Origin of the sequence: Streptomyces cahuitamycinicus, from assembly GCF_002891435.1 — a bacterium.
Lineage (GTDB): Bacteria > Actinomycetota > Actinomycetes > Streptomycetales > Streptomycetaceae > Streptomyces > Streptomyces cahuitamycinicus.
Window position 1 is genome coordinate 1 of the sequence record NZ_POUC01000010.1, and the last position, 26,278, is coordinate 26,278.

Consider the following 26,278-nt stretch of genomic DNA (forward strand, 5'->3'; position numbering starts at 1 on the left):
GGCTTTGGGGAGGGGGTGCGGGCGGCCGCGTGATCAGGCGGCCCAGGCGGAGACGACGTGCAGGGCCTGCCGTGGGTTCAGCCGCGGGTCGCACCGGCTGGTGTACTTGTCGTCCACGTGCAGCAGTCCCGCTTCGTCAGACGCGCACTCGGTGACGTCATCCGGTGTGGTCTCCAGGTGCACTCCCGCGGCCACCCCGCCTGCCGCGGCCACGGCCTGCTGGAAGTCGCGCACCTCGCGCACGACCGTGTCGACCATGCGGGTCTTGCTGCCGCCCGGGGCCTGGACCGTGTTGCCGTGCATCGGGTCGGTGAGCCAGCCCACCGGGTGGCCCGCGGCCCGGACGGCCTCGACGAGCGGCGGCAGCCGGTCGGCCACGGCGTCGGCACCCATCCGGGCGATGAGGGTGAGCCGTCCCGGTTGGCGGTCCGGGTCGAGCCGTTCGCACAGCGCGAGCACCTCGTCGGGGGTCGCACTGGGGCCGATCTTGCAGGCGACCGGGTTGAACACCTGGGTGAGCAGGGCGACATGGGCGCTCTCGGCCTGGCGGGTGCGCTCGCCGATCCACGGCAGATGGGTGGAACCGAGGAAGAGCCGGCCTGCCTCGTCGCGGCGCAGCATGGGCACCTCGTAGTCGAGAAGCAGCGCCTCGTGACTGGTCCAGACGGGGGCGTCCAGGCCGGTGCCGGCGGTGGGGCCCTTCCAGCCGAGGTGCTCCATCATGTCGTTCGCGGCCATGTACCCGACCAGGATCCGCAGCGGATCGGGCCGGCGGCTCTCCGGGTCGGGCTCCGGCCCGTTGACCATGTCCCCCCGGTACGAGGGCATCTCAACACCGCCGCACACCTCGGTGAGCCGGGAGCGCGGCTTGGCGAACTGCCCTGCGATGCGCCCGATCCGTACGACGGGCTTGTGGGTGGCCAGTCTCAGGGCTCCGGCCAGCAGGTCGAGGACCGCCATCTTGCGGGCCATGTTGCCGGCGGTGTTCTCGTTCACGTCCTCCGCGCAGTCCCCGGCCTGCACGACCAGGGCGTCACCGGCCGCGACGCGGGCGAGGAAGGAGCGCAGGGCGCGGATGTCCGCGGCCCGGACGAGCGGAGGGCGGGCCTCCAGGGTCTCGCGGACCCGCCGTACCTGCGACGCGTCGCCCCACTCGGGCTGCTGCCGGGCCTCGCGGGTTTCCATTCCGCGCAGGGCTTCCTCCATTACTGCTCTCCCCTCACGAGAAGCCTGGTCAAGTGGGTATTCCTTCGCGGCGGACAGTGGGCACTGGGATTCCGAGGGCACGCAGCTGCTCGTTCGGGTTCATGAACTCGCGCTGCCGCTTGATCTTTCCGTTCTCGAACTCGAACGAATGAATGAAGTGGTTGCTGTAGTAGCCCTCGGGGTAACCGGGGAACAGGATCTTCCCCTCACCGTCACATTCCACCCAGAAGAAGTTCGGGTCCTGGGTCTCGAAGACGCGGACGTTCTTCCACTCCCAGTCGGGGAAGCACTTCAGCGACCACACCGCGTGCTCGGCGAGCCGGTCCCGGCCGTGCGTCATGATCGGCTTCCCCGTGTCGTTGGTCCACAGACCGCCGCTGCCGTCCTCGACGAACAGCTGGTGACGGCGGAGCCGGTCCTCACCCCTGGTGTTCATGTACTGCTCGACGATCGCCCGGTTGCTACGGCGGAGCTCCTCCTCGTCGGCGAATTCCGGGGGCACTTCGAATTCGGGCATGACGGCGTTTCCCTTCGACATGGATGGCGAGCGGAATCCCGAGAAAACGGATCCAGGAAGTCTTCGACTCGGACTGCGTCGAGCCTAGCGATCCCGCTGCGGTCGAGGAAAGGAAACTCCTACGGGATTCAAAAAGCTGCTGCTTCCGCGCGCACGACGAAAAGCCCACCCACACAGTGGGTGAGCTTTTCACCGTCCATACGATTCCCTGGCGGGGCGGCGGCCTCGCAGAGAACGGCGCGGCAATCAGGCGGGGACGTTCTTCAGGGCCGTCGGTTCTCGGCCGTCTCCTTCAGGTACGAGCGGGCCACCGCGCCAAGCGCCACCCGCGCCGCCCTCTCCCGCGCCGACGCGCGCTCCAGGACCGGACGTGCCTCGTCGAAGCCGTACTTCTGCATGCCCGCCAGATCCGCGTGACCGGGCCGCGGCCGGGTCAGCGGCGTGTTACGGGCCAGGCCGGCGAAGACCTCGGGGTCCACCGGGTCGGCCGCCATGACCTGCTCCCACTTCGGCCACCCGGTGTTGCCCACCATGACCGCCACCGGGGAGCCGAGCGTCAGACCGTGCCGGACACCGCCGAGGAACGTCACCTCGTCCCGCTCGAACTTCATCCGGGCACCACGCCCGTGGCCGAGCCGGCGCCGGGCCAGGTGGTCCGCCACCATCTCCGTGGTGATCGGTACGCCGGCGGAAAGACCCTGCAGCGTCGCCACGAGTGCGGGACCGTGGAACTCCCCCGCGGTCAGCCAGCGCAACCTGCTCATGCCGCGCTCTGCGAGTGGCCGGCGAGCGCGTCGGCCAGGGCGTTCCACTCCGCGGCGCGGCGGGCCGCCAGGGCGCGCACGACTGGGGCCCAGTGCTCCGGGAGTGCCTCCACGATCCGCTGCCACTGTGCGGGCGTGAACTCCGTCGTGAACAGGGCCCGCAGCAGGAGACGGCCGGATTCCGAGGCCTTCAGGGCTGGGTCCCTGGCCAGGTTCCGCAGCGCCGGAGCCCCCGGTGCGCGCCGCGTATCGGGCTTCGACGGCCTTCTGGGGATCCGTGGGACGGCGGCTACGGGCAGGACGACCTCGCGCTGCCGCTTGGGCACGGGGTCCTGCCCGCGGTTCAGCCGCTCCCGCACGTCCCGGACCGTCGCCAGGGACAGCTCGGACCGGCGGGCCAGTTCCCGCAGGGACGTCCCGGGATCGGCGGCCAGCAGGGAGGCGACGAGGAGACGGCCCTCGGCGCTGCTGAGCGGCCGCACACTGCCGTCCCGGCCGACCCGGCGGTCCACGTGCGGAATTTCCGCACTCGAACACCGGCGCAGTCGGCCCACCGTTTTGTCGCTGAGCCCGGTACGCCCCGCGATGGCCCGGTCGGACCAGTGCGGGTGGGACGCGAGGATGCGGACCGCGGCGAGCCGACGCTCGGCGCGGGACAGCGGCAGTCCGTGACGGACGTTCAACTGCACGGACAGAACGTAGGCGTCGGCCTCACTGCCTTCGAAATAGCGGACCCTTATCTCCTGGCGGCCGCGCAGGAGGGCGGCCGCGAGCCGGTGCATACCGTCGATGACCCGCATCGTGGGCCGGTGCACCAGGATGGGATCGAAGTCGTTCGGGCACTCGGCGAGTTCGCGGACGTGACCGTCGTCGTGCCGCTGGGCGCGCGGCGAGTCGGCCGGCTTCAGCACCGCGATCGGAACCGTTTCGGGAGGTGTGACGACGACATCGGACATTCGCGTGGCCGGGCCGGTGGCAACGTTCACGAGCGCTTCCCCCTTGGCTGACGAATCTCGGCACCATGCGCAACCTGGCCGATCATGTGCTGTTCGCGGGGACAGCTCAAAGAGGAACGGGGTACTCCGTCAAGTGTGCCGGAGTACGTCAAGTGGAGTTCTGACCAGCGGTTTCATCAGGAAACCGCAGGGCCGGAACGGGGCCTGGCCAGGTCCTCACGCAGGGTCGGGAACAACTCGGCGAACGGAGCGGGCCCGTGCCGGAACGTGTGCCGCGCGCTGTCGTAGAGGCCGGCCTGACCGCCGGTGAAGAGCCAGTGGCGGCCGTCGGGCGTGTGGTGCGTCGTGTAGCCGGCGTCGATCCCGTTCGCGAAGACCGTCCCCGACAGCCCCGGCCAGTACGCGACGAGGGGCCGGACCGGCTCGGTGATGCGCCCCTCGCGCGTGTCGTACTGCAGCGCCCTGTCGCCCCGGAAGAACCAGAACAGGCCGTCCCGGGGTCCGGGCGGGCAGACCGCGTGCACGCCCCGGGCGAAGTCGGCCGCCTCGCCGGAGAACCGGAAGAGATCGCCCAGCGGGCACGGGCCCTGCAGGACGACCCCCTCGGCACTGTGGTACTGCAGGGCCTGCTCCCCGGCGAAGAACCAGTGGTAGCCGTGCTGCCTGTGGTACGTCGTGTAGCAGGCGTCGGTGCCCCGCGCGGCCTCCGTGCCCAGGAGGAGCGGCCAGTGCGAGGCGAGCGGCGCGGCCGGCTGTACGACCGTGTCGTCCGCCGCGTCGTACAGCAGGGCCGTGTCGCCCCCGTCGCCGCCGAAGAACCAGTACCGGCCCTCCTGTTCGGCGTGGCGGCACAGGCCGGTGATGTCGGCCCCGGGCGCGGGACCAGAGGATGCGTCCGCCAGGAGCCGGGGGATGAGGTCGCCGCTGTGGGTCATGGTCTCTCCTGTGTGGACGGGCAGTGGTCGCCCGCCGGGCGCTGTGCCCTGCCGGCCCAGGATCGCCGTCCGCCCTGCTTCGCCGCGTGGCAGCGGCCGATCTGTGTCAGGTCCGCCATCGACCTGACAGAGTGCGCGGGCCCGCGTTGCCGCGCGGGGGCCGCAGGGGCAGGGTCGGCCCTGTGAGCGGCGGCGTGCCGACTCCGGGCCGTACCGCGGGCGCTCACCCCCGTCGCCCGCGGTACGGCCGGGAGTCGGCACGCCCCGGGGCCGGCTGTCGGCGGCCGGTCCCGGGGTGCCGACACGGCGGACGCCCGGACGAGGGCGGACGCCGGGGCGCCGGATCACCGGCTGCGCGGCGAAGTCGCAACCTCACCGCGCAGCCGGCCCGGCCGCCCCGTGGCGGCGTGCCGGTCGCACGGCCAACCACTCCGGCCGGCGGCCCGGGAACGGGCAACCGGTCAGGGCCAGGAGGGGGCCGTCTTCACCGCGGTCTCCTCGTATCCGGCGGCCGGGCCCGACAGTGCGACGACGGCTCCGCCGACGCCGTGGCGGATCCGCCCCGGGGTGACCGGAGCGGTGCGGATCACCACGCTCAGACCGGCCGCCCCGGTCAGGGAGAAGTAGCCGACTGCGCCCGAGTAGGCACCGCGCGGGTCGGCCTCCAACTCGTCGATGAGGCGCATGGTGCGGATCTTCGGCGCGCCCGTCATGGAGCCCGGCGGGAACGCGGCCCGTACGCAGTCCACCGCCCCGGAACCGCGCGCAGCTTCGCCCGGACCGGACTCACCAACTGGTGCACGGTGGCGTACGTCTCGACCCGGAAGATGTCGCCGGCCTCGATCGAGCCGGTGACGGCGTGCCGTCCGAGGTCGCTGCGGACCAGGTCGACGATCATCAGGTTCTCGGCGCGGTCCTTCTCGTCCGAGCGCAGGTCCGCCACGAACGCGGCGTCGGCGGCGGGGGGCGTCCCACGCGGCCGGGTGCCCCTGATGGGGCGTGACCCGGCCATCCCGTCGTCGCCGATGCGCAGGAAGCGTTCGGGGGACGTACGGAGCAGGGACAGCCGGCCGAAGTCGAGCGGCGCGCCGTACGGTGCGGGGCTGTGGCGGCGCAGGAAGCGGTACGCCTCCCAGGGGTCCACGTCCCCGTGCGCCTCGGCCATGTACGGTTCGGACGGCTCCGCCGCGGACGGCCGGTCAACGGCCGTGGTCCGTGCAGCTGTTCAGGAAGCGGGCGTGATCTCGTAGAGGATGTGCTCGATCGTCTCCGGGCCCTCGGAGAAGGTGTGCCGGCACAGCACGTTCAGCTTCCGGTCGTGGGAGGCGGCCAGTTCGTGGAGGCGGCCGAGGTCGCCACGGTCGCTGAACTGCAGCAGTGCCCTGCCGCCCTCGGTCAGCCTGAGCGGCGCCTCGACCAGATAGCGCCCGTGCGCCTGGTATCCCGGATCGACGTACGCCGCTTCGTGTACCGACTGGTAGCGGTAACGGTCCGGCGCCAGCACGAAGTTCGAGTGCCAGTAGATGGTGTCGAAGCGCTCGTCGGGGTCCAGGGCGGAGAACAGGTCGCTGTGCAGGGCCCGTACGCGATCGGTGACCCGATGCCGTTCGGCGTTGATCCCGGTGTTCTGCACGGCGGCCACGCTGATGTCCGTGGCGACCACCCGCTCGCAGCCGGCCAGCGCCGCGGACACCGCTATGACACCGGTTCCGGACCCGACCTCGAGGAACGACCCATGACGTCGGTAGCGCGGCTCCCCGTCCCCGAGGAGTCCGAGGATCTCCATGGCCACGTGTGTGGTGGCTGAGAACGGCGGCGCGAACACGCCGTCCAGCAGATCCCACTCGCGGCTCGCCATCGCAAACGTCCTCGGCCGGTCCTCACGACTCAGCGCGCGTCGACTGCGCTCCAACGACCGCACATAACTCTTCAGTTCTGTCATCGTCACCCCTTGCGAAAAGCGGGGTGGCGTTCCCCTCACCCCCTGAGTCATCGTTTTCCACACAGCAGACCCGCAGGAAGGTGGTCCCAGAACACCGCAGAGGCCCCTCAGCGGTGGTCCCGCCACATCTGGAGCGACACAGGAGGCCGGATTCCGCTTGCCTGGCGCAAACGTATATACGTATCGTCTTCTGGTTTGGTCTCGTCTTCTGCGGGAGGGGCACTGGTGAATCCGGACTCTGCATCGGCGGATTCACCAGCACTCGGCGTACTGAAGCTCCTCGCCCAGGAGGCGCCCCCCGCCCGGCTTGTGGAGTTACTTCGGCTCGCCCGGCACCAGCGGATGCCGCGGGCACGTCTGGAGGAACTGAAGCAGGCGGTCAGTCTGGCGCTGGACGTCCACACGTCGGTGGAGCAGCGGCGCAGGCGCGAGGCGGGTCTCATGGCCCTGATCGACACCACTCAGCAGATGGCGTTCCGCGACGACCTCAACGACCTGCTGAACACCGCGACGAGCCAGGCCCGCCGGCTGCTCGACTTCGACATGGCGTGGATCAGTCTGAGCCTGCCGGACGGCGGCTCGTACGTTCACACCTCGAAGGGCGAGATCACCCCGAGCAGTGTGGGCCTGGAACTGGCGACCGGCTTCGGCCTGGGTGAACAGGTACTGCGGACGCAGGCGCCGTTATGGACCTCCGACTACCTCACCGACGACCGGTTCCACCACTCCCCGGCGATCGATGAAGTGGTCGACTCCGAAGGGCTGCACGCGGTCCTCGCCGTACCGCTGACGCACGACGGCACCTGCATCGGCGCGCTGTACGGGGCGTCACGAGGACGACGGCACTTCTCTCCCGACGAGGTCAGCCTCCTGCGTTCCCTCGCGGCCATGGCGGCGCCCGCCATCGAGGAGACCCGGCGGCTGGAGCGCATCCAGGCGGCGCTGGCGAAGGCGGAGAACGAGCGGTCCCACCTGGCCGCACGCCTGAACGGGCTGGAACGCCTGACCGGGATCCAGACCCGGTTGTCCGGGATGTTCCTGGCGGGCGGCACCCTGCACGACATCCTGGAGATGGCCGACGGGGAACTGCGGGGTGTGCTCGTGCTGCGGGACGCCGCCGGCCGGACCCTGGCCGGAACCGGTGACATCCCCTCGGCGGACCCGGAGCGGGTGGTCAGGGCGCTCGCGGAGTCGCACGCGATCGGGGCGCCCGTCGCCCTGACGGAGACCGTGTGGGCCATGCACGTCACCACGGGCGTCGAGGCCCCGGGTGTCCTGTTGTTCCAGCGCAGCACCCCGCTCACCGAGGAGGAACTCCGGCTGCTGCACGCCGTGGGCCAGACGACCGCACTGGTGCAGTTACTCGCGCACAGCGCCGGGGCGGCGGCCGGGCCGGCACGCGACGAGTGCCTGGACTCTCTCCTCGCGGCCAGAGCCCAGCCGCCGCGCCGCATGATCGAGCGGGTCCGGCGCCTCGGCTTGGACCCGGACCGTCCGCACGCCGTCCTCGTCGTCCGCCCCGAGGGCGCCCAACAGGGCGAGGCCGCCGTATGGGCTTCCTCGTACACGTACCGGCATCGCGGACTCAAGACCGCACGCGGCGAGTGCCTGGTCCTGCTGCTGCCGGCCGAGGACGCCTCGGACGCGGCGCGAGCGGCGGGCGGCGAGCTCTCCCGCGTCCTGGGCCATCCGGTCACGGTGGGGGCGGCGGGCGTGGCCACCGGTCTGGGCTCGCTCGCCAAGGCGCACCAGGAGGCGCGCCGCTGCCTGGACGCCCTGGTGTCGCTGGGCGCCACCGGTGGAGCGGCGTCCGCGCGGGACCTCGGGTTCCTCGGACTGCTGCTCTCCGACGAACACGATGCCGACACGTTCATCGACTCCGTCCTCGGGCGGATGCTCGAGTACGACAGCAGGCGCTCCACCGACCTCGTCCGGACCCTGGAGGCGTACTTCACCTCGGGCAGCAGTCCGACCCGCGCGGCGGTACACCTCCATGTACACGCCAACACGGTCGCACGCCGCCTGGAGCGGATCACCGAACTCCTGGGCCCGGACTGGCAGAAGCCGGCGAACGCGCTGGAGATCCAACTGGCCCTGCGTCTGCTGCGCACTCGGGACGCGGTCTACCCGGGCACCACCGAGCGCGACGGCAACCCGGTGGACCGGGCACGGGCCCGCTTCCCCGGAACGGAACGGGCCGAGGAGTCCCCCGGCCCGTAGGGGGCCTCTCACACCGAACGCAGCCGGCGCCTCTCAGCCGAACACATCGCTGTGGCCCCTGGACGGAACCGACACGGGACCCCTCGGACGGAACGCCGTGCGATGCCATCAGGCACAGTGCCTCGACGGCCGCAGACGGAACATCAGGCGGCGACCACCAACCGCATCACCACGCCAGAACCGTCAGGCAGATCGCCGCGTGTGCTCGGCCAGGTCGTCGGTCATGTCGCCCGTCAGCGCAACGACCGCGTGGGCCGCGGAAGCCAGCGTGACGTGGCGGTGCCACCCGCGGAACGACCGCCCCTCGAAGTCCTTGAGCCCGACGCGTTCCCCGACCTCGGCCAGGTCCCGCCGCGCTCGCGCGGCCAGCTTGGTCATCCGCAGCAGCGCGCTCGCCGGTACGGAGGCCATGTTCGTGACCCACATCGCCGAGGGGGCACGCCCGGCGGCCTCCCACTCGCCCAGCAGCACGAGCTCCCCGTTGCCGTGGCCGGTACGGCTCAGGCGTGCGGACGTGCTCACCGCGCCCACCCGCACCGTGACGGCCGCCGAGACACGGCGGGCGCGGAACGGCCCGGTCGGGTCGGTCCACTGCACCGGACGGCCCAGCCCCCTGACCGCCGCAAGGATCTGTTCGGCGCCGAGCGGCCCCGCACCATGGCCGGGCAGGGCGGGATCACGCACGGTGAGCCTGGTCGCCCCGCCGACCCGTACGATCACGGGCACGCCCGCGTCGGTGAACCTGCCGACGGTGGTGGCCACGCGCGTCACGTGGGCGTTGAGCACCACCGGCCGCAACGGCACCCGCCAGGACGTCATCGTCTCCAGGACGGCGGCGGACGCGCACTCCTCCTCCGTCTCCTCACCTACTCCTTCGGGGACCTCGGCCCGGCGGCGGCGGTTGTCGTCCTGCACCCAGGTCTGAGGAAGGTGCAGCCGCCAGTGGACGGGGGCGCTGAAGGTCTCGGACGCGTGCCAGACGCCGAAGGCGTGCTGGCCCCGGAAGGCCTGCCCCAGGCAGGGGTCGAACACCTCGTCGACCCCGACGGAGTGGTGGCCGGCCTTGAGGATGGGCATGGACCGCACCACCCACGCACGGGGGGCCACAACCTGCTCGAGGTGGGCGGCCAGTGCCTCCCGCACCGGCATCCAGTCCCAGGTGGAGCTGCTGATGAAATGGTGCAGGCTCTGCTCGGCAGCCGGACCGCCGACATGGGCGGCGATGTTGCGGATGGACTTGCGTCCGCTGGTTCTCAGCAGACCGCGCAGGTACTGCTCGCCCTTCTGTCTTTGATCGCGCCGGGCGAACGAGGTGAACAACACGTCGGACAGCTCCCGGGCCGGCCCCTCCCATGCGTCCCCGGAACCGCCCGAGGCGGCACCACCAGCGGCGAGCCGCAGGCGGGACCCCGACACGTCCCGCCCCAAACCGACGTCCCTGCGTGACCCGAACACGAGAACTCCCCCTTCGTCGCCGTGGCGGCGTCCGTCCAGGGAGACTCTGCCTTCCGCCGGGCCGCAGCACGAGGTGTCCGGACCCCCCACTGCACCCCTCCGCACGGTCGCCCGACCACCACCGCCACCCTGGCGGCTCGGCACGCCTCGGCTCGCACGTCACCAGCGGAAGCCGTCCGGGAGGCCGACGACCGCGCGGGCACGCCGCCACTTCCGGCCGAGGCGAGGTAGACCATGAGGTGCCATCGGACACCGATCACATCGGCAAGGGCGTCGACCTGGGCGACGGTGGCGCTCCGGCGCTCCGGCGCTCCACGGCGGACTCCTTGGCAACTGCCTGGCACTGATCGTGGTGTCCTGGAGGGCGGGGAGCTGGAGCGCTTCGACAAGATGTGTCAGCGTCCATGTCAGACCGCGGCGATGCCCTCCATGCCGGACTCGTCGAAGGCGGGCAGGCCCTCGGCTGTCGTCACCTTGGTGAGGGCGCCGTTGGCCTCGACGCGGAAGCCGTCGACAGTGCCGGAGACGGCGTTCTGAACGTAGACGAATTTCTCGTCCTCGGTGACGGCGAGGTCGATCACGCCCTGCGAGTTGGCCGAGGGCGGGGTGGCGATGCCCACCTCGTTGGTCAGGGAGAGCGTGCCGCGCTTGTCCATGCGGTAGCCGGTGACGGTGGAGTTGCCGGTGTTGCCGCCGTAGAAGTAGTTGCCCGCGCGCTCCAGCCAGCACAGGGTTTCCTGGCCATTGGCCAGGGGCTGCTGCAGGACCTTCAGCTTGCCGTCGCGCCTCACCTTGTACGTGGTGACCGTGGACTTCTCGGCCTCGGCGACCAGCATCCGCTTCCCGGTCCTGTCGAAGCTGATCGCGAACGGGACACCGCCCGCCGACTTGTTGACGACCGGTTCGGCGACGGCCGGGAGGCCGTTCCGTTTCATCGGGAAGACCTCGACGGTGTTGTTGCCCTTGGTGGTGACCACCAGGTTGCGGCCGTCCGGGGTGAACTCGACCTCACCGGGCGAGGTGTCGAAGCGCGGTATGTCCTCGTTGTTCAGGCCCAGGGAGCGGTGGGACCCGCGCAGCGGCTTGAGCCCCTTGCCGGTGATCTTGAAGCCCTGGACGCTGCCCTCTCCGCCCGCGTTCATGACGTACGCGATGCTGCCGTGCACCGCGATGCTTGCCGGGAACTCCCCACCGGAGTCCACAACGTGGCGGCCCTTCAGTGCCTGACCCTCGACACGGAACGAGGTCACCGTGCCGCTGCCCGCGTTGACCGCCAGCAGCATCCCCGAGGCGTCGTCGTAGACGAGTGAGCCCTGGGAGGCGAGTGAGTCGGTGGGGGCATCGACCTGGTCGCCACCCTTGCCGCCGGTCTCGAAGGTGCCCGCGGGTTCGAGCTTGCCGTCGTCGCCCCGCGCAAAAGCGTGGATGGTGTTGCCGTCCAGCTCGTTGCCCTGGACGAAGACGGCATGGTCGCCCCCGGCGGCGCTCCCGGAGTACTGACTGGCCGAGGCCAGGGACACAGCCACCGTGGCGGCCCCGGCGATGGCCAGCGCTCCACCGCCGATCACGATGCGGCGCGTCCTGGACTTCGCCCCGTGACCGCCGCGTGTGCCGACGGACTGGCTCGTGCGGCGGTGGCCCCTCTGGCTGCTGTGCATGCTCATGTCCCGTTCCTCTGTCTCTGTGCGGTGCCGTCCACGAGCTGTGGACGTCACCAGAGTGAACAGAGGGAGCGGTGTGCCGATGCGGAACGGTAGTCGCGTCAGACTCTCGTAAGACGGCAAGCCAGGCTTCGGCGTCCGAGAGGCCGGTACCGACGAAGACCCAGTGCGCGTCGTGGTTCACCATCGCCCTCCGCGGCGCTTCCGCCACGGCATCGACGTCTTGAGTCGCGGAGGGCATCGCGTGAAGTACGACGTTTTACAGATCCTCGGTGTGGCTCTCGTTGTCCTTGGGGGGCGGGGGGCAGGGAGCGATCCGTCAGCTCGTCGACCACAGCAACACAAACCTGCCCGTCCCTGGGGGAGGCATGACCGAGCAAACGATGGGCGGCCCAGGTTGTCCGAAGCAAGCGCATGGAAGTATCTGATCTCGACACTAAGGAGTCCCGACAGTGGTCGTAATCGCTCACCTCAGCGACATCCATATCGACGACGGGCAACGCAGCATCGACCGCACCCGAACCGTCATGGATTACCTCGACGACCTCCCCTACGACCTGGATGCCGTCCTGGTCACCGGTGACATCGCCGACCACGCCCTGCCCGCCGAGTACGAGCAGGCTCGCAAACTGCTGGTGTCCAGGCACCCGATGCTGGTCTGCCCCGGCAACCACGACGACCGTGCCGCGTTCCGTCAACACCTTCTGGGGCAACCGGGGACGGCGGCCCCGGTCAACCAGGTGCACCGCACTGCCGATGCCGTCATCGCGCTGTGCGACTCCTCGGTGCCGGGCAAGCACGAGGGCTACCTCGAGGACGAGACCCTCGCCTGGCTGGAGGACGTGCTGGCCCAAACTCCCGAAACGGTGCCCGTCCTGGTTGGCTTCCACCACCCACCGGTCCTGCTGCACGAGCCCTTCATCGACGGGATCCGCCAGTTCGGGGAGGAGCGGCTGGCCGCACTCGCCGACCGTCACCCCAACCTGGCGGCCTTCCTGTGCGGGCACGCCCACACCCCCGCGGTCACCACCTTCGCCGAGCGCCCGCTGCTGGTGGCCCCGGGAGTCGCCTCCACCCTCCGCCTCCCCTGGGAGCGCCGCGCCCACCCTCAGGATTACGTCGACCTGGATCACCCTCCCGCGTTCGCCTTCCACGTCCTGGACGATGAAGGACGGCTGACCACCCATTACCGATGCGTCACCAACTGATCACCCCGGCCTCGCGGAAGAGGCTCTCGGTACCGTCGCCCACCGACACACGCTGATACAGATATAATCGATGACACTATTGATATCCATGGAGGTGCCATCGATGACCCGAACCGTGATCGACCTCGACGATCAGCTGGTCGCCGACGTGGCCAAGGCCCTCGGCACCAGCACCAAGAAGGAGACGGTGAACACCGCCCTGCGGGAAGTGCTGGAGAACCGGCGGCGCGCCCTGGCGCTCACCCGACTGCGGGCGGCGGCCGAAGAGGGAGCCTTTGACCTGGACCTCTTCGAGGACAAGGGGAACTACCGCCGGTGAACGCCGCGCAATTCCTGATCGACACCAGCGCGCTCGCCCGTCTGCTGCGCGGCGACGCCGAGCAGTACGGATGGGACCAGGCAGCGGCAGCCGGGCTCATCGCCACCTGCCCCATCACCGAGCTGGAGTTGTTCTGCAGCGCACGCTCCGCCGCCGACCGCACCCAGGGCATCGAGGATCTGCGCCTGCTCTTCGGCCGGGTGCCCATCGACGACCGTGCCTACGACCGCGCCTGGCAGGTCCAGGAACTCCTCACGAAGCGCGGACAGCATCGCAGCGCCGGGCCGGTCGACCTCGTGGTGGCCGCCACGGCCGAGTTGCAGGGGCTGACTCTCCTGCACCGCGACCGGGACTTCGAGTGCATCGCCGCCGTCACCGGACAGGCACTCCAGTGGTACGGCCCAGAAGTCGCCAAGTGAGCCAAGGCAGGCGGGCGCTACGTCGGAGGTCTGCGCACTGGCGAAGCGCTCCCCGAGTCGGACATGCGCATCAGCCGAGCCAAGCACAGAGCCCCTTCGCTCAGGCGCCCTGCCCGCCGCCTTTCGAAGCCGTGCCCACAGCGTGCCCGTAAGAGCGGACAACCGCGGTCAACAGCGGTGCGGCCATGCACTGTCGGGCGCCAGCCAAGAGAGCATACGCCCAGGACATACGCCCAGGTCACAAGGTACTCGGCCGTCCGAGCGCCATAGCTTCCCAAGCTGAGAGCGCGAGTTCGATTCTCGTCACCCGCTCCATGATGAAACCCCAGGTCAGTGGCCTGGGGTTTGTTTATTGTCTAGTCCAACTTGAGGGTGGCGTGCCCACTGCGTGCCCTAAGCTTGATCATTAACCTCGCTGCTGTTTCAGGCGGACGTGTTCGGTGAGGGTTTCGATTCGTTTCACGGTCTTCCCAGGCTCGTGACGTGGGGCTGGCCTGCGGTTCTTCGAGCCGGGTGGGCGGCCGGGTCCGAGCTTGGAGGGTCTGGGCACGTCGGCGGGACCGGCGGTCTTCAAGCGGAGGTGGCGGAACCCCCGGCGAACCCGGGCAGGGGTGAGCCGGCGTGGCTCGGAGGGCCGTTCCCAGGGCCGGCGGATGTCCTCGGCGAGGGGGCGGGCGAGGCGGAGTTGGGTGTGGGCGGCGATGATCAGCCAGGTCCACAGGTCGGCCGTGTGCGGATCACGGACCTTGGGGACGGTCCAGCCCAGGGTCTGCTTGAACAGCCGGAAGGTGTGTTCAAGATCGAATCGGCGGAGGAACGCCTGCCAGCGCACGTCGACGTCTGCGCCGGCCATGCCGGTGCGCGAGGACCACAGCCACACCGGCTTGGGGTCGCGGTCGCCGGGCAGGTGCTCGACCTTCAGCCGGATCAACGTGCCATGGATCAAAGGGAGTTCACCGCAGTGGTCGAGCCAGGGGCCACGGGCCTGCAATCGGGGGTGCATCCGGTCCCAGGCGAGGGCTTCGGCCGTGCCGTAGCGGGTGGTGTCGCACGTCGTGGCCTGGTCGGGGGTGTGCCAGGACTCCGGCTTGGAGAAGGTGAGGACGCCGCCGTGCTTGCGGGGTGCCCGCCACGCGGGGTGGAGCGACGCGGTCCGGCATCCCGGAGCATGACCCTGTCCGAGCGCAGCCGGCCGACCAGCTCGACGGGCAGGTCGGCCAGGACGTAGGCGAGGCGGGTGACGTCGTAGCCGGTGTCCATGACGACGAGGATGTCCGCGTCGCCCGGCCGCCACTGCCCGGCGTGCACCAGCCGGGTGACCACCTCGCACAGCTGGGTGGCGGTCACCGCGGTGGCATCGTCGGACGGCCCCAGCCGGATCGCGTCCAGCACGGCCGTCCAGGACGTGCGTCCCGTCTCCAGGGCGGCGACGAAGGAGTAGGGCCAGCCGGGGATGAACTGATCCGCGCTGCGGCCCCGCCCGTAGACGTGGCAGAACAGCAACTCCGGGCTGGTGGGGGCGTCGGGACGCAGCCAGTTGCTCACGTCGACGGTGAGGACGATCCGCCCGTACGGCGGCGCGCGGCAGCGGGGTGGCGGCCAGCAGCCTGCGCAGGCGGCGCGGCTCCAGCCAGCCGTGATTGACCGCGTCGTACATTGCCCCGTGCCCGCGCCGGTGCTCGGCCGTGAGCGTCAACTCGACCAGCGACGTCACCGGGCCGTCCGAGCACAGCACCGCGTCGGTGAGCTCGAAGAGCGCATCCGCCCGGGTGTAGAGGCAGTCGTAGAACTCGACACGAAAGTGGGACAGGACGTCCAACGCGGCGTCAGTGGACTGTTCAGCGGCGAGACTCTTCACCAGCGGCCGTTCCTTCGCGTGACGTTGCTCGACACCTCGAAGCGTGAAGAACGGCCGCCCTGTTGTCCCGAGAACGAACCAAGATCAGCGGGTCAGGTGAACGGCCGAGGTTAAACACCAAGTAACTGGTGGCGACCGCTCTGGCGTGCTTGAGCTTGTTGATGGACCGTTCAACGGTGTTGCGGGTTGTGGGCTGCCCTGACCGCGCCGTTCAGGCGGTGAAGCGGGGCCGACTTCCCAATCCGCCGATCATGCGAGACCGGCTACCCGGAAGAGATCGGACATGTAGAAGGTGCCGGGTTGCAGCCCCAGGTTCGGCTTCCACTGATCCTTCTCATTCTTCCCCTGGTTGTAGGCGAGGTAGGATCCCGGGTCTGCCGCGACCAGACCGTAGAGGACCTCTCCGACGATGACGCTGGCCAGGGTGCCGAGCTTGAGACTTCCGATGTCAGGGCATTCCTCTTGGATGGCACCTTCCCGGAGCGCGTAGAACCACAGCGGAGCCTTGTCGGCCGGGTACCAATCCTCCGGGATACCGATCTGGTAGTTGTCGTATACCTTGGCAGGCTCTTGCGGGTACTTGGTGCGCACTCTACGGGCCAGATCCTGACCGGATGGCAGGCCCTTGCGGCTGTTGGGGGAAAGGTTGGGGGCGTCCTGTGCGGTGCGTTCGAAAGAATTTGCCCGGAGCATGTTGCGGATGGCGATGGACCGCAAGGGGACGTATTTCTGGCTCGGGTCTTTGGGTAGCGGCTCGCTCATTTCCGGGTTGTCGATCCAGAGCAACGGATTGTCGATCGGCCCCGGCATCTGCAGGAAGGCGTGGACGATTTTGGCATCGAATCTCTTCGCCCACTGAGGGAATCTCTTTCCCTGAGTGTCGGAGGTCGAGCGCGGGATCGCGAAAAAACGCGTCCAGTCGATGACCTCGTCGCGAGACAGCGCGGCGAAGGGCTTTCGGAAGTTGAAGATGTGTCCACTTTTGCTGTCATTGAGCGCGTAGGTCTCCAGCACCAGGGAGTGCAGTCGGTAGCAGGCGACGCTGAACTCCACCGGCAGGAGCAGGGGCTGCCCTGGGACGGGCTCGTAGAACTGCGGTCCCTGGCTCATGATCTGCGCGTGGACCGTTTCCCTGATGATCCTCGGCAGCCAGTCGTTCAGAATCATCCACTGGTAGTGCCACACGACCCTTTTTTTCGCCTGGCTGAAGAGGAGGAGGTCATCGACCGATCCTCTCATGAGATCCACCACCGCGTTGTGGAACTTCATGAAGGCCAGGTGCAGCTGGATGGTGATGATGGTGTTGTCGTTGCGCGGATCCGCGATGATCGGGCAGCCTTGGGGGTTGCGCGGGACGTCGAATTCGCGGTCCGGATCGATCCAGAACTTTCCGGTTTGGTTGATGTCGTAGTACTGGAACGCCTGGGTCTGCGGACCAAGCCCGTAAACGTGCTCCAGGTCGATGCGGGCACTGCGGTAGTTCGCTGTGGTCCCGGGCGTGTTCGTGTCGAACGTCGCATCGGCCTGGAACGTAATGTTGTGGTCAAGGAACTGCCCCAGGTAGGTGTAACCCGCCGGAATTCCTTCTTTCGCGGGGTTCCGGGGGGAGGTCAGGGGTGGAATTGCGCTCGCGTGGTTGAACAAGCTGACCGGGGGGCCGAGCTGGCTGCACATGGTGTTCAAGCCCGTCGGCGGATTGTTGTCCATCGGACCGCAGGGCGCACCGAGCTTCTTGATGGCCGCGTCGTCCGGGCAGAACCCGGCCAGGTCCGGGAAGAGCCACTGGTAGTAACTCGTATCGGTCACAGGCGGCTGCTGGGCCACCCCGGCCGCACCGGCACCGTCCGTCGCCAGCCGGAGCGGGCATCCGTGATCCGTGTAGGTGGTCTGCGCGAAGGGGCCGTCCACCAGGCCGAGCGGGGGGGTGGTCGTCGCCGTTCCCGAGCAACTGGTCGAGTATTCGCTGCTGGAGATCGGCGGTGCGAAGTGCCACATCTTGGGATTCGGTGCTGTCCATCGTGAGGTTCTCCCGGATCGGAGAGCGTCTCCGCGTAGAGGTTGAGGTGATCTTGCGGGCGCCGGCGCTTGAGGGCGTCATGCCCTGAGGAGTCAGTACAGGTGGCAGGTTGGCCCTTGCGCCGCCTGTTCATTGGAGCACCGGTCCGGTGGCGTGTCCCGTACTCGCCTGGGGCCTACCGCCAGATGGCTCCACAGATCCCTCCGGACCGTTCGCCCGGAAGTCTCCTCCAGCCCCTTGGCGACTCGGACAGGGCGCGGGGCGGCCACCCGATCGGGTGGCGTTCGGCTGCAGACGCGCGCCGGGCATGCCCCCGCCATGCCACAAAGTCAACACCCTCCGTGTTTGAAAGATTGCGCAACGTGATCAATGCTGCTGTTCTGCCTCGCACCACCCGGTGGCGGGGCCACTGTGCGCGACTCACGAGGAGAACGTCATGGAACCCGAACAGCAAGGCAACGGACACCGCCACCTCGCCAACATCGAGGACATCGCCCCGCTTCTGCTCGGCGGCGATGCCGGTCGGCAGAAACACCTGGAGGCCGTGGAGGCGGGCCCGCTCCGTATCCCGCCGGCCGAACTACAGGAAGCGGTCGAGCTGCACGTGTGCATGGGACTGAACGCCTGCAAGGGCCACGGCGTCCGCAAGACGGGGGAGATGGCGGGCATGGGGGAGTGTGCCACCGTCTTCCACGTCTGCCATGGCGCCAACGAGTGTCGCCGGCAGGGAGGCTGCGGCTACTCCGGGTCCGACGCCGAGCAGGCCAAACCCGGTGACCAGAACTGCCGCTGGAACGGCAGCTGTGCCAGCCCGATCAACGAGAGCCGGGTGCACGCGGCCGGCCCCTACCGCGGGACCAGCGTCTGGAAGCGGGCCCGCAAGATCTTCGAGCAGCGCATGTTCGAGGCCGGCATCCCCTTCGGCCCCGCTCCCGGCGAGGGCTACCCGGACGCCCTCGTCCCCAGCTATGAGACGCCGGCCGGCCCCATGAGTCCGTCCGACTCGTGACCGCACGCCGCATGCCGGACACGTCGCCGGTTCCCGGATCGTCCGGTCTGGGCCTCGGGCTGGGGCTTCGGTTCCCCCATCTGGCTCAGGTGCTGGACACCTGGCCGGAAGTGGGCTGGTTCGAGATCATCTCCGAGAACTTCATGGACTCCGGCGGCTACCCGCGTCACGCCCTGGACCGGATCGCCGAGCGCTACCCGATCGTCATGCACGGCGTCTCGCTGTCCATCGGCAGCACCGACCCGCTCGACCTCGGGTACCTGGACCGGCTGCGCCGCCTGGCCGACGCCACGAGAACCCGCTGGGTCTCCGACCACGTCTGCTGGACCGGCGTGGCCGGAGTCAACACGCACGACCTGCTGCCGGTGCCCTTCAGCGAGGAAGCGCTCGCCCACCTGGTGCGCCGGGTGCGTACGGTCCAGGACGTGCTGGAACGGCCACTGGTGCTGGAGAACCCGAGCACGTACGCGATGTTCGCCGGCGCGACCATGCCCGAGTGGGAGTTCATCGCCCGCCTGGCCGCGGACTCCGGTTGCGGCCTGCTGCTCGACGTCAACAACGTCTACGTCTCCGCCGTCAACCACGGCTTCGACCCCGAGGAGTACCTGCGGGCACTACCGGCCGACCGGATCGTGCAGATCCACCTCGCCGGCCACACCCACCTCGGCACCCACATCATCGACACACACGACCAGCCCGTGGCAGAACCGGTCTGGCAGCTCTACGAGTTGGCGACCTCCCTCACTGGCCCGGTGCCCACCCTGCTCGAATGGGACGACCGCATCCCGCCGCTGCCCGACCTGCTCGCCGAACTGGACAAGGCCCGTCCGTACATCGAGAACGCGGCTGCGCTCCCGGTGGGCCGTGGCTAGCGCGCCCGGCCTGGACGAGGCACAGCGCTGGCTCCAGCAGGCGATCCTCGGCCCGAGGGAGGGACAACGCGCGCAGTTGCTGGCGCCGGCGGCCCGGCTGGCTCCCGCACAGTGCCTGGACGTCTACCGGGGCGGCTACCGGCTGCGGCTGCTGGAGGCGATGCGCGGGCTCCACTCGGGCCTGCGGGCGCTGCTCGGCGAGGAGGTCTTCGACGACTTCGCCGTGGACTACCTGGACGCCCGCCCCTCCCGTTCCTATACCCTCTTCGAACTCGACCGGCACTTCGCCGATTTCCTCGCCGACCACCGCCCCGACCGGGAGCGGCCAGCCGATCGGCGCGAGGCGTGGATCGACGTGGTCATCGATCTCGCGCGCTACGAACGGGCGTTCGCCGAGGTGTACGACGGCCCCGGTACCGAGGCTGTGCGCGACAGCCACGCGGTTCCACCCGGCGAGGTGCGCCCGGCGCCCTGCCTGCGGCTGTTGACCCTGAGCGCGCCCGTGCACACCTACGCGGCAGCCGTCCGCCGGGGCCTCGAACCCGCGCCCCCGGCGCCGAGGCCGGTACGGCTCGCGCTGTCACGCCGGAACTACATCGTCACTGCCACCGAACTGGACCAGGCAGCACACCAGTTCCTGACCCTCCTTCGGGAAGGCCGGCCGGTCCGTACGGCGGCCGCCGCAGCGGGCCTGGACGAGGAGGGAACCGCACGCCTCCTCCACCGGTGGACGGCCGACGGCTGGCTGCTGACCGACACCACTCACCCAACCCCCGAATCCAGGAGACGAACACCATGACCGTCACCGCTCCACGCGAGGCCGCTACCCCCCTCATCCTCACGAACCCGGAGACGAAGGTCGACACCAGGAGGCCCATCGAGACGCTGGACGACCTGGTCAAGCACCTGAAGCAGGCCGCCTACCTGGAGATGTCCACCATCCCCATGTACCTCTACCCGTCCTTCTCCATCGCCTCGCGCGGCTACTCCCAGTGGGACCCTGGGATGGGAGCCTTCCGGCTGATCCGCAGCATCGTCGTGGAGGAGATGCTGCACCTGTGCCTCGTCCGCAACCTTCTTGTGGCCCTGGGCAAGGGCGACGAGATCAGCTTCTACAGGAAGGACTTCGCACCGACGTACCCGTCGTACATGCTGCACCGCTTGCCACCGCTCGTCCTCGACCTGGGCCCGTGTACCAAGGAACTGGTCCGGGACGTCTTCATGGAGTTCGAGCGGCCCTCGCCGGCCATTGGTGCGGGAGTGGTGCCCGACGGGTGGTACGCCACCATCGGCGAGTTCTACGCGGCCGTCGGCAAGGGGCTCAAGACCCTCAATGACACGACGCCCGACCTCTGGAAGCAGAACAAGCCGCACCTCCAGTACATCACGGCCTACTGGAACAAGGACGGCGGCGGCGAGCCGGTCGCGATCAAGGACCTGGAGACCGCCCAGGAGGCTCTGAAGACCATCGTCGAGCAGGGCGAGGGAGCCTCGCCCGACATGCTCACCGTCCCCATCGACCCGCTGAAGCCCGTTCCCGGCCTGGACGAGATGCCGCACTACATCAAGTTCAAGCGCATCGCGGACGGCGTCGAACCCATCGGCCCGGTCTGGCCACTGCCCACCAACCCGACAGCAGAGATCTACCGCGACGATGAGAGGGTCCGCAGCATCAACACCCTCTTCAACGCGGTGTACTCCTACGTGCTGTACATGATCGACATGGTCTACACGACCTCGCGCGAGGACCTGACCCCGGGGCAGGACAACCCGCGCTACCACTACGAGCGCACCTTCATCTCGGCGATGCAGGGCATCCTGGTGACGGTGGCGCAGACCATGGTCGCCACCCGGGTCGACATCGACCAGTCGAGCGGCACGCGCCTGGGCCCGACCGTGCATGCTGACGCGGCCGCCACCATGGGTCCTGGTCCGGCCGTCATCACGAATGCTGGTCCGACCTTCGAGTTCCACGAACTGCCCGAGACCGGGAAGAAGAAGCACCTCATGGACCTGTGCGACGCCGCCATGGTTCACTTCCCCCAGCTCGGCGGTGACAACAGCGTCCGCTGGCTGATCGGCAAGCTGCCCGACGAACTGTGAGACACGTGGATGAGCCCGCTCGCATCGATCGCGAGCGGGCCATTCGCGGCCTCCACTGAGAAGCGCGGGGCTAGACGCAATACCGGTGATTTAGGTTGCCTTCCGGCGGGTCGGCTTGGCCTTGATCGGCCCGCCCAGGGTCACGTGTGGAGTGTCCGGCCGGGGCGGGTTGTGGTGCTTGGCGCGTTTGAGCTTCCAGTTGGACATCTTGCGTTTGATGACGCGCGGGCTGGAGCGCAACCGCCGGGGTGACAAGAGTCGTTCGCGGATCTCACGCAGGGCAGTGACCAGTGCCCGGGCCAGCCGGGAGGAGGGAAAACGCCGCCCGTGCATGTCGATGACCGTTTGAAGACCTGCGGCGGCGTGGGCGTCCGCCGCGGCTGACCGATGCCGAGCTGGTGACCCTGGGGCGGTGGCCCAGGCCGTGCTGGGCTGCCACTGCGAGGCCCGCCGGCTGTGCTTCGCCCACGCCCACCTGCACGAAATGTTCCCGTATCTGCCGCAGCGCCCGGCCTGCGCTTGACAGCCACCGTCCGACCCAAAGCATCGTCCACGGCGCGCCAGACATCGCCCATGCCGCCCCGGCCGAGGCGCTCCTGCAGCCGATACCGCTCCGAGACCAGCACCATGTCCCCGTCCCCGCACCCGCTTGCTCCGGCCGCTGTCCGTCTGCGTGGCAGCCCCACGAAACACACGCCGACCCGTCACCGCATTCAGCGCACACAGAGCGCACTGCGTCACAGCAGCTGGTTGACCGGGCGTTTCTCTCGGGGCATCTCGACAGCTCCACGAGCTGCGTCGGCTTCGAGCCGCGATGGTGCCTCCTCAGCGATGACACCCAGGCGGGGTTGTCCGCCCTGGAGCAAGGAGAGACGATGAGCCACGCCGAGGCAGGTCACGGGACACCCGAGGAAGTTCATGTCCGGCACGTCGGCACCCGGCGAACCTGCCAGGAGCGCAGCAGGCGCTGGGTCACGTCCACCGAGGTGGTGTAGCGATGGCCACTTGGTGGACTCGATCGCGCTTCGCCATCCTGCCCGCCGAGAAGGCACGGGTGCCGCGGCACAGCTGGTCCCCCAGGGTCGGCCTCATGTTCGTGCAGGGGTAGACCCGTCACGGGGGGGTACCGAGCCTGCCCCTGCACGTCGGAGCCCGCAGCCCCCTCCACAGAGGGCGGACCCCTTGACCCTGGTGATCGGGTCGTTTCCTACAGCGCACTACGGATCTGATCCGTCACACCTGACCGTGCACGCGGGGCATACCGCCCCGGAGAGTTACGACTTATCGGGCTTGACCGTCTTGATGGGCTTGGCCCTGCTGAGGGCCGCGCCAAACAAGCACGCGAAGCTCCTGGCAGACACAAGGGATCCTCAGTCAAGAACCCACTACTGCCAGGAGCTTCGCCTAGGCGTGCGGCCTGAATCCGCCAACGCGCCCCACGACACCGCCAGATGGGAAGGGGCTCACCGACCGGCGTTCAGACCGTCGATCAGAGGGAGGCGCTGACGCTGGCGTGGTGGTACTGGCCGGCGGCACCCAGGGTCTCGTTCTTGACGCCGTCGATCTGGGCCAGGACATCAGCGCTGCTGACCGCCGTGGGGCCGACGACGAGGCCGACGTGCGGGTTCAGGCCGCCGGAGACGTTGTCGAGCTCGGCGTCGGAGATCTCAACGGTCTCAACCTGGGGAGCGGAGTTCATGAGGAAACTTCCCTTCGTATGGATGATCCACAAGGGGGCGGCCCCGCTGAAGACAGACGCGGGTCTCGGCCGAGGGGCCTGCGACCTCCGTTCCGGAGACCGTCGCGCAGGCCCTGCGGTGCCGAGGATGAAAGCACGGAGCACGCCGGGTATCCAATTGACCGGCTTACACATCACAGCAGTTGAACGAACAGGCGACACGTCCGTGCAGGCCCGCACACGACTCGGGGACAGCCTCTCCACGAACCACACGACACCGGGAACCGTCTGCTGTCGCGGCCGAGCCGTCGAACGGGACACTCCACACGAACCGAGCGTCATGTGGCAGGCTCATGAGCGGGTCCCCTGTGCTTCGCCACGTCTCTGCGGCTGCCATGTGCAGGTTTTATGAAGCCAGAAGGTCACTGCGCCTCAGTCATCGCCGCAGGCGGCATCGCTGATGGCCGGTGGCCACGACACTGGCCCTGGGACGACGTCCTTCCGGCAGTCGGGTCCGTACGAGGATCGTCGCCGACGCGGCAGTTCCTGCGCTATGCCAGCCGTCGACGCATGCACGCGCGGCACTCCGCACTGAGTTTCGGTCGTCGCGGCGGTGCGGCACGCGGCCGTACGGTCGGTGATCCGTGCCGTCAGCCCGGGACGGGCGGGATGTTCTGGTTCGCGTGGAACAGGTTGTCCGGGTCGTAGGCACTCTTGACCGAGGCCAGCCAATCGTAGTGCCCCCGGTAGGTGGCACGGACGCGTTCCGCGCTCTCCTGGGCGCCGATGAAGTTGACGTAGGAGCCGCCCATGGAGTGCGGGTGCAGAGCGGTCCAGTAGTCGACGCACAACTGGCGGATCAGCTCGGCGTTGGCGGGGTCGGGGTCGATGCCGCCGATCACTCCCGACCAGACGGCGTCACGGTAGGCCCAGGCGGTGTCCTCGGCTCCGACCCGGTGAGCCGCCCCGTCCACCGGGTACAGGTGCATGGTCGACAGGTCCGTCGGGATGTTCCCCCCGAACCTGTGGTGTACGTCGATGGCGCCGTCAGAGACGGTGTCGAAGAAGTCGCCGCGCCAGTACCACTGCACACCCTTGGGGATCAGCGTGTCGAACATGGCCTGCAGCCCGGGGTAGGGCATGGGGGTGGTGAAGTGGAAGGCGGGCGGCGCCGGCTCGTTCACCACGGCGAGTACCTGTTCCAGGCGGTCGGCGGCGAGGTCGCCCGGGCAGCGCGCGGACGCCACCTGCCGAACCGGACGGTGAAATGCGCGTCAACGCATAGGTCGCCGAACTCACCGACGATCGCCGCAAAGACACCAGCACCTTGGCCGCCCAGCTACGCTCCGCCGACCCCCGCGGCATGAACTTAACCTACTGAGCCATCGACACCGGGTCAGCGGGTCGCCCGGACGGTCCGACGCCGGCCAAAGGTATGGCAGGCTTTCGACATATCGAGGAAGAGCAGTGCGTAGGTGTCCGGGTCCTTGCGCACCAGCGCCGACCGGTGGCTGCGGTGAACGGCAGTCACCGAGCCCAGGAGGCTCTTCTCCAGCTACCGCCGACGCGCCGACGAACTGATGCACCGGGACGGGCTGCAAGGAGATCAGCGACCAGTGCGGCCGCACAGCGGTCCTAATGGCCGTGTTCACGCCATACCCTGCTGACTTCCAGCCATATCGGACCAGCGCTTCCTCGTATCCGGACCACATCCGCACTGCTGGATGGTGGCGCCACCCGTAACCGGGCACGACGAGCCCACGAAGGACCTGCAGTGCCTCGACCCAGTGATTCCCAACTCGGCGAGACCCATGACCAGGGCCGAGGAAAATCTGCACGCCGTCACCTCTGTCAGGCGAGGGCTTCTATTTCTGAAGTCCTTACCGATCTCCGCGGCCGGGGCTGCGTCGGCTGAGAAGAAGCGCAAGGCCGATCATGAGGATGCCCAGTGCGAAGTGAAGCCAGTCGTCGGCAGTGTTGAGAGGCACGAAGTTGGCGTCGGTGTCGTGACCGACGGCCAACCCATAGATCCACAGCACCAGGTAGATGGCCCCGCCGACCAGCAGATAGGAATACGCAGCCGAAGCGGTGCGGGCCATCACCAGGCCGACCACGCCGTAGGCCAGGTGGACGAGGTTGTGCAGGACGGAAATCTGGAAGATCCCCAACAGCTTGGCACCTGACTCGTGCGATGCAAATTCCATCGAGCCGTAACTCGTGGTGATTCCGGGAATGAAGCCCAGTATGCCCACCAGGAGGAATATGGCACCCACCAGCATCGCGGCCTGCTGCACAGGGCCTCGGGCGGTTGCGCGTGTAAGTTTGGTCATGGCATTTCGGTCCTTACGTCGTACCGGTGAGTCAGCAGAAGGAAGCAACCTTGCCGACGAGTACCACGCCTGACGCAAAACACCACCTGGTCGACCGTGAACTCGGTGCACGCCGGTCCGGTCGACACCAGACCACGCTCGGGTCTTCACGGCCGACTGAAGTCCACCTGATGGAGCCCACGGAATATTGACGCCACAACCAGAAAATGGCACCGATTCCCCGGAGCGCGGATGCTGCATCAAAAAGCGGGCACTCGCAGGTGCGGCAGCGCCTGCTGAGGTTCTGGCTACCGCTGACGCGGCTCAGGGAGCGATGGCGCTGTTGCAAATAGGCGGGAGGACGACGACGGCGTGCGTATGCAGAAATGCCGACCGGCTCGGACTCACCCCGGTGTGCGGCCCGCAACGCGAGGACCGCAAACCACCCCCACTACCGGCCTATGACTCGGAGAACACCATGATCGTCAAGAGAATGCACGAGATGGGCGTCCGAAGCGAGCACGCCTACATGGCCGCATTCACCTCGATCGGCCTCACAGTCGCCGCCTGGGTGACAAGCCTCAAAGCCGAACCCGGCACCGGACTCGCCCGCGCCGACCGGTGGGGCCTCTTCGTGGGCGAGTGGGCTCCCACGTTCTTCGGCCTCGGTCTCGCCCTGTCCCATTACGAGCAGCAAGACGGCACCCTCACCGCCAGCGTGCATGAGTTCCGGGAGCGTAGGGAAGCCAGCTGAGAAGGGCTGCGTAGCCGAAGTCTCCCTAGTGGTGCCTGCCCAGGCGGGCACCACCGCACATCCAGCCCCATGGAAA

At 68.7% G+C, this 26,278-nt stretch carries 20 protein-coding genes and 6 pseudogenes; 10 read left to right on the top strand and 16 right to left on the bottom strand.

The genetic code is table 11. The annotated features are described in order from the left end of the window. Positions 1-33 precede the first annotated feature (33 nt). From C1J00_RS02675 to C1J00_RS02705, 7 genes and pseudogenes are all read right to left on the bottom strand, one after another. Entirely contained in the window at positions 34-1,206 is a 1,173-nt protein-coding gene (locus tag C1J00_RS02675) for a 3-deoxy-7-phosphoheptulonate synthase (RefSeq protein WP_102907415.1), read from the bottom strand. Between the two features lie 28 nt (positions 1,207-1,234). Next, positions 1,235-1,723, bottom strand: coding sequence for a PhzA/PhzB family protein (locus C1J00_RS02680; RefSeq protein WP_102907416.1), 489 nt, complete (start codon positions 1,721-1,723; stop codon positions 1,235-1,237). 281 nt (positions 1,724-2,004) lie between these two features. After that, positions 2,005-2,487, bottom strand: a pseudogene (locus C1J00_RS02685) (chorismate synthase); the annotation flags it as partial. Then, entirely contained in the window at positions 2,484-3,473 is a 990-nt protein-coding gene (locus C1J00_RS02690; protein ID WP_219728309.1) for a ParB/RepB/Spo0J family partition protein, read from the bottom strand. The gene C1J00_RS02690 and the pseudogene C1J00_RS02685, both read right to left, overlap by 4 nt. A gap of 146 nt (positions 3,474-3,619) precedes the next feature. Beyond that, positions 3,620-4,378 (bottom strand): hypothetical protein, encoded by a 759-nt coding sequence (locus C1J00_RS02695; RefSeq protein ID WP_102907418.1) that lies wholly within the window; start codon positions 4,376-4,378, stop codon positions 3,620-3,622. A gap of 461 nt (positions 4,379-4,839) precedes the next feature. Continuing rightward, a pseudogene (locus C1J00_RS48045) lies at positions 4,840-5,543 on the bottom strand (anthranilate synthase component I family protein). A gap of 60 nt (positions 5,544-5,603) precedes the next feature. Continuing rightward, positions 5,604-6,236, bottom strand: coding sequence for a 50S ribosomal protein L11 methyltransferase (locus C1J00_RS02705; RefSeq protein ID WP_245936155.1), 633 nt, complete (start codon positions 6,234-6,236; stop codon positions 5,604-5,606). Between the two features lie 309 nt (positions 6,237-6,545). On the opposite strand from C1J00_RS02705, the gene C1J00_RS02710 reads away from it, so the two are divergent. Then, positions 6,546-8,540, top strand: a complete 1,995-nt coding sequence (locus C1J00_RS02710; RefSeq protein ID WP_245936156.1) for a helix-turn-helix domain-containing protein — start codon at positions 6,546-6,548, stop codon at positions 8,538-8,540. Between the two features lie 183 nt (positions 8,541-8,723). Here C1J00_RS02710 and C1J00_RS02715 read toward each other — a convergent pair whose 3' ends face one another. Then, a complete protein-coding gene (locus tag C1J00_RS02715; RefSeq protein WP_245936157.1) occupies positions 8,724-9,956 on the bottom strand; it encodes an IS701 family transposase in 1,233 nt (410 codons plus the stop codon). Between the two features lie 446 nt (positions 9,957-10,402). Then, the gene (locus C1J00_RS02725) at positions 10,403-11,659 is read right to left on the bottom strand and encodes a lactonase family protein (protein WP_102907420.1); all 1,257 of its coding nucleotides are present in this window, start codon (positions 11,657-11,659) and stop codon (positions 10,403-10,405) included. Between the two features lie 449 nt (positions 11,660-12,108). On the opposite strand from C1J00_RS02725, the gene C1J00_RS02730 reads away from it, so the two are divergent. From C1J00_RS02730 to C1J00_RS02740, 3 genes are all read left to right on the top strand, one after another. Continuing rightward, on the top strand, positions 12,109-12,864 hold the full coding sequence (locus tag C1J00_RS02730; protein ID WP_102907421.1) for a metallophosphoesterase: 756 nt from the start codon (positions 12,109-12,111) through the stop codon (positions 12,862-12,864). Positions 12,865-12,967: 103 nt separating this feature from the next. Further along, positions 12,968-13,183: a type II toxin-antitoxin system VapB family antitoxin gene (locus tag C1J00_RS02735; protein WP_102907422.1), complete on the top strand. Its 216-nt coding sequence runs from the start codon at positions 12,968-12,970 to the stop codon at positions 13,181-13,183. Next, complete coding sequence (locus C1J00_RS02740; RefSeq protein WP_102907423.1) at positions 13,180-13,602, top strand: PIN domain nuclease; 423 nt, start codon at positions 13,180-13,182, stop codon at positions 13,600-13,602. Before C1J00_RS02735 ends, C1J00_RS02740 begins: the two co-directional genes overlap by 4 nt. A gap of 406 nt (positions 13,603-14,008) precedes the next feature. Here the strand turns inward: C1J00_RS02740 and C1J00_RS02745 are convergent. Together C1J00_RS02745 and C1J00_RS02750 are read right to left on the bottom strand one after the other, a co-directional pair. Then, positions 14,009-15,421: pseudogene (locus tag C1J00_RS02745) on the bottom strand (NF041680 family putative transposase). Between the two features lie 288 nt (positions 15,422-15,709). Beyond that, the gene (locus tag C1J00_RS02750; RefSeq protein WP_102907424.1) at positions 15,710-17,455 is read right to left on the bottom strand and encodes a peroxidase family protein; all 1,746 of its coding nucleotides are present in this window, start codon (positions 17,453-17,455) and stop codon (positions 15,710-15,712) included. 458 nt (positions 17,456-17,913) lie between these two features. On the opposite strand from C1J00_RS02750, the gene C1J00_RS02755 reads away from it, so the two are divergent. The 4 genes from C1J00_RS02755 to C1J00_RS02770 are packed head-to-tail and all read left to right on the top strand — an operon-like array spanning position 17,914 to position 21,461. After that, positions 17,914-18,486, top strand: coding sequence for a hypothetical protein (locus tag C1J00_RS02755; protein ID WP_102907425.1), 573 nt, complete (start codon positions 17,914-17,916; stop codon positions 18,484-18,486). An 11-nt stretch (positions 18,487-18,497) separates the two neighbouring features. Next, positions 18,498-19,358: an MNIO family bufferin maturase gene (gene bufB, locus C1J00_RS02760; protein WP_102907446.1), complete on the top strand. Its 861-nt coding sequence runs from the start codon at positions 18,498-18,500 to the stop codon at positions 19,356-19,358. Beyond that, the gene (locus tag C1J00_RS02765) at positions 19,351-20,157 is read left to right on the top strand and encodes an HvfC/BufC N-terminal domain-containing protein (protein WP_180989374.1); all 807 of its coding nucleotides are present in this window, start codon (positions 19,351-19,353) and stop codon (positions 20,155-20,157) included. Before bufB ends, C1J00_RS02765 begins: the two co-directional genes overlap by 8 nt. Then, positions 20,154-21,461: a ferritin-like domain-containing protein gene (locus tag C1J00_RS02770; RefSeq protein WP_102907427.1), complete on the top strand. Its 1,308-nt coding sequence runs from the start codon at positions 20,154-20,156 to the stop codon at positions 21,459-21,461. The genes C1J00_RS02765 and C1J00_RS02770 overlap by 4 nt, the downstream gene beginning before the upstream one ends. Before the next feature lie 90 nt (positions 21,462-21,551). Here the strand turns inward: C1J00_RS02770 and C1J00_RS02775 are convergent, their stop codons facing one another. After that, on the bottom strand, positions 21,552-21,794 hold the full coding sequence (locus C1J00_RS02775; protein ID WP_219728310.1) for a hypothetical protein: 243 nt from the start codon (positions 21,792-21,794) through the stop codon (positions 21,552-21,554). On the opposite strand from C1J00_RS02775, the pseudogene C1J00_RS02780 reads away from it, so the two are divergent. Further along, positions 21,789-21,972: pseudogene (locus tag C1J00_RS02780) on the top strand (IS982 family transposase); the annotation flags it as partial. The gene C1J00_RS02775 and the pseudogene C1J00_RS02780 sit on opposite strands and share 6 nt — an antisense overlap. A gap of 978 nt (positions 21,973-22,950) precedes the next feature. On the opposite strand, the gene C1J00_RS02785 reads toward C1J00_RS02780, so the two are convergent. The 4 genes and pseudogenes from C1J00_RS02785 to C1J00_RS02800 form a co-directional block, all read right to left on the bottom strand. After that, a complete protein-coding gene (locus tag C1J00_RS02785) occupies positions 22,951-23,160 on the bottom strand; it encodes a hypothetical protein (protein ID WP_102907428.1) in 210 nt (69 codons plus the stop codon). A 629-nt stretch (positions 23,161-23,789) separates the two neighbouring features. Continuing rightward, a pseudogene (locus C1J00_RS02790) lies at positions 23,790-24,350 on the bottom strand (BBE domain-containing protein); the annotation flags it as partial. 84 nt (positions 24,351-24,434) lie between these two features. Further along, a pseudogene (locus C1J00_RS45845) lies at positions 24,435-24,977 on the bottom strand (MSMEG_6728 family protein). 42 nt (positions 24,978-25,019) lie between these two features. Continuing rightward, complete coding sequence (locus C1J00_RS02800) at positions 25,020-25,469, bottom strand: DUF4383 domain-containing protein (RefSeq protein ID WP_102907429.1); 450 nt, start codon at positions 25,467-25,469, stop codon at positions 25,020-25,022. Positions 25,470-25,926: 457 nt separating this feature from the next. Between C1J00_RS02800 and C1J00_RS02805 the strand changes: the two genes are divergently transcribed. Then, the gene (locus tag C1J00_RS02805; RefSeq protein WP_102907430.1) at positions 25,927-26,202 is read left to right on the top strand and encodes a hypothetical protein; all 276 of its coding nucleotides are present in this window, start codon (positions 25,927-25,929) and stop codon (positions 26,200-26,202) included. The last annotated feature ends 76 nt before the right edge of the window (positions 26,203-26,278 follow it).